We start from the raw sequence: 3,227 nt of genomic DNA, 5'->3' as shown, positions 1-3,227 counted from the left end.
CGGTGGCACCGGCCGCCGCCGCGCCCGGACCGCTGGCCACCGCGCCCGGACCGGAGGCGACCGAACCCGGGCAGACCGTGACCGCCACCAACGAGCCCGCGCCCGTGGGCGGCTCGCCCGCGCCCGCCAAGCCCGAGGCCGTCGTCACCATGGGAGACGGCTTCCTCGCCGGGGAGGGCGCCCGCTGGCTGGGCAACGCGCGCGGGCTCGGCAACTTCGGCGGGATCCCCCAGGCCCTGCGGGACGCCACCGACCGGGTGAAGACCACCGGGCTGGCCGTGACCGAGATCTACAGTGCCGACTGCCGCCGCTCCAGCGCCCTCGCGTTCACCCACGCCACCGCGCGGCGGATCAACATCGCCTGTTCCGGCACCGGGGCCGATGAGCTGGCCCGGTCCGTGGGCAGCGGCGCCACCCAGCTCCAGCGGCTGCGCGCCCTCGCCGCCAGCTACACCGTCACCACCGTCTTCCTCTCCGTCGGCGCCGTGGACGCCCGTTACACCGAGACGGTCAGGAGCTGCGCCGACGCCTGGAACCAGAACCGCTACTGCTCCACCGACCCGGCCGTCACCGCCCCCGCCGCCGAACGGATCGCCGCCGTCGGCGCGAAGGTCACCGCTGCCGTACAGGCGGTCCGCGCCGCCCTGCGGGAGCACGACCAGGCCACCCGTGTGGTGGTCCAGTCCTACCCCCTGCCGCTCGCCTCCGGGGAGGCCACGACCACCGCCGCGCACGACGAGAACGGCTGGGACCGCTGGAGCGTGTACGGCTGCCCCTTCTACGACCGTGATCTGCGCTGGCTCGCCACCGGGGTGGGCGCCGCCCTCAACACCGCCGTCAGGACCGCCGCACACGGCGCCGGAGCCGATGTCGTCGACCTCGGACGGCTCCTCGACGGCCACCAGGTCTGCGGCAAGGACCCGCTCCAGACGGCCTTCGCCACCGATGGCACGGTCTCCTCGCCCCCGCCCGCCCGCGCCGAGTGGGCCCGCTATCTGCCCCGGACCAGGGAGCCGCTGCCCGCGGGCGAGGAGCGGGAACTCCTCCACCCCAACTACTACGGCCAGCGTGCCCTCGGCCACTGCCTCAGTTCGGTCGCCGCCCACCTGGGCGCCTCGGCGGCGCCCCTGAGCGCGCGCTGTGTGGCCGCCGCGGGCAGCGCGCCCGAGGCGGTGACGGTGGTGTACGGGGAGTGAACCCCGTACGGCGGTGTCAGCGGACGGCGGCGGTACGGGTCGGGCGGTGTGCCGTCGCCGGAGCGAGCAGCCGCTCGGCCAGCCGGCCGAAGACCAGACCGAACGTGGCCCACAGCGCCGTCTGGACCGCCAGCGTCGCCAGCCGGAACTCCCAGAGCACGGAGGCGGGGAAGCCCTTCGGCACCTCCTCGAAGGAGGGCAGGAAGGCATAGGCGAGGGCGAGGACCGCGACGAGGGCGAGGACGGCGGCGACCGTCGCGTACCAGGTGCCGAGCCGGGGCACGAGCGCGCGGCCGAGGCGGATAGCGGCCACCGAGAGCAGCACGCTCAGCGCCACCATCAGGAAGTACAGCGCCGTCCGCTGGCCGATGGTGTCGGGGTCGCCGACGGCCGGGGGGTTCGGCGGGTACTTCAGATACGGCACGACGTACACGCTGAACAGCGCCCCGGAGGCGACCAGCAGCGCCGTGGCGCGCGGGCCGAAGCGGCCGATCCGGCCCAGCGCGACACAGTAGGCGAGGGCCGCGATCCCGCCGACGGCGACGCCGAAGACGAGGACGCCGGTGGCCAGGCCCGCGGTGGACTGGACGGCGCGGCTGACGAGTTCCTCGCCGCCGCCGTGGTCATGACTCTGCCGCTCCTCGAACGCGATGGCCGCGTCGACCGGCCCTTCGCCGAGGGTGTACGCGATGACCAGGGCGACCGCCCCGGCGATCAGCCCCGCGAGCATGCCGCGCAACAACAGGGCCCTGATGGTGAGGGAGTTCATAGGGGTGTACCGACGCTCTTTCCGTGTCTCGCCGTGACGCTCGGCCTCTGGGTGACGTGCGCGGTGCTCAGTGGCAGGGGAAGCCCAGGAGATGGCGTCCGTCGTGGACCCATTCGTGCACGGTCTCACCGGAGACGAGGGATACGGCGCCCTGCTCGGCGCCGACGAAGTAGAGCAGGACCAGCATCAGGACCCCGATGAAGGCGGCCCAGGGGGCGATGGCCCGCAGCGAGATGGGTGTCAGCTCCTGCGGCGCGGACGAGGGTACGGAAGCAGGGGTGGCCGACTGTGCCATGGCAGAACCTCCAGAGGGAACACGCGTCCCGTTCGTGGTGCCGGGACGAGGGCAGGGGGTCTGACTTCCCGGGGCCTTGGCCCATGGGTTCACAGTGGCGCGACCGTGCCGGAGTCTCACCGGGCTTCCGCTCTGCCTTCGTCATGTACACGTGACCGTACCGTGGGGGAGGCGCGCGCCGCTACGGTGCGCCGGGGGGTGGGTCAGCGGCGCTGACGAAGGCCGGGAGGGGTGGGTCATCAGGGTGGAGAGGGACGGGATATGACGGTCCGGCTGACGATGGTGACGCCCGCGCTCGACCAGGCGCTGCGCGAGGCGCGCTTCCCCGGCCCCGGGAGCGGCCAGGGTCTCGACGGGGCCGGTGAGCGGGCCGCCCGCGCGGCGGCGTTCGCGCCGCCGCCCGGCGCGCGGCTGTTCACCGGGCCCTCCCGGCGGTGCCGGGAGACCGCGCGGGCACTCGGACTGGACGCCGAGCCGCTGCCCGCGCTCGCCGACTGGGACGCCGGGAGCTGGGCCGGACGGACCCTCGCCGAGGTGGCGGCGGCGGAACCGGAGGCCGTGGCGCGCTGGCTGGCGGAGCCGGGCGCGGCCCCGCACGGCGGAGAGTCGCTGGAGGCGCTCCGCGCCCGGGTGGGGGAGTGGGTGCGCGGGGTGGGGGCGGCGAGCCCCGATGCGGTGACCGTGCTGACAGTGGTGGCAGAGGTGGCGGTGGTACGGGCGGTGCTGGTGGAGGCGGTGGGGCTGCCGTCGGAGGTCTTCTGGCGGCTGGACGTGCCCCCGCTGACCCGGGTCGAGCTGTCGGGGCGGGCCGGTCGCTGGAACCTGCGCTGTGGGGCGCCGCTGTGACGGGGCGTCGGCCGAGGGGCCCGATCCCGACGGAGGGCCTGGCCCCCCGTCCCCCTCCCTGGCCCGTACGGGTCGTTCCGGGCGGACGTGGTCCGGGCGGGACGGGGGGCAGGTCCCGTCC

4 protein-coding genes are annotated in these 3,227 nt (G+C 75.1%); 2 read left to right on the top strand and 2 right to left on the bottom strand.

Annotated features, from left to right (window positions below):
• Positions 1 to 1,196: hypothetical protein (locus ACFVIM_RS34320; protein ID WP_384310087.1), on the top strand; the 1,196-nt coding region annotated here is incomplete at its 5' end.
• A gap of 16 nt (positions 1,197 to 1,212) precedes the next feature.
• On the opposite strand, the gene ACFVIM_RS34315 is transcribed toward ACFVIM_RS34320, so the two are convergent.
• Entirely contained in the window at positions 1,213 to 1,965 is a 753-nt protein-coding gene (locus ACFVIM_RS34315; protein ID WP_384310084.1) for a CbtA family protein, read from the bottom strand.
• A gap of 67 nt (positions 1,966 to 2,032) precedes the next feature.
• Positions 2,033 to 2,260 (bottom strand): CbtB domain-containing protein, encoded by a 228-nt coding sequence (locus ACFVIM_RS34310; protein ID WP_384310082.1) that lies wholly within the window; start codon positions 2,258 to 2,260, stop codon positions 2,033 to 2,035.
• A 261-nt stretch (positions 2,261 to 2,521) separates the two neighbouring features.
• On the opposite strand from ACFVIM_RS34310, the gene ACFVIM_RS34305 reads away from it, so the two are divergent.
• Positions 2,522 to 3,106 (top strand): histidine phosphatase family protein, encoded by a 585-nt coding sequence (locus ACFVIM_RS34305; RefSeq protein ID WP_384310079.1) that lies wholly within the window; start codon positions 2,522 to 2,524, stop codon positions 3,104 to 3,106.
• Positions 3,107 to 3,227: the final 121 nt, after the last annotated feature.

It is taken from the genome of Streptomyces sp. NPDC057638, from assembly GCF_042800315.1.
Lineage (GTDB): Bacteria > Actinomycetota > Actinomycetes > Streptomycetales > Streptomycetaceae > Streptomyces.
The sequence above is the reverse complement of the archived record's forward strand: the minus strand, read 5'-3'. Positions and strand labels throughout refer to the sequence as shown.

Excerpts from the sequence above, each read along its gene's own strand:
- ACFVIM_RS34305 (WP_384310079.1), top strand. The coding sequence starts at position 2,522 with ATGACGGTCCGGCTGACGATGGTGACGCCCGCGCTCGACCAGGCGCTG.
- ACFVIM_RS34310 (WP_384310082.1), bottom strand. The coding sequence starts at position 2,260 with ATGGCACAGTCGGCCACCCCTGCTTCCGTACCCTCGTCCGCGCCGCAG.
- ACFVIM_RS34315 (WP_384310084.1), bottom strand. The coding sequence starts at position 1,965 with ATGAACTCCCTCACCATCAGGGCCCTGTTGTTGCGCGGCATGCTCGCG.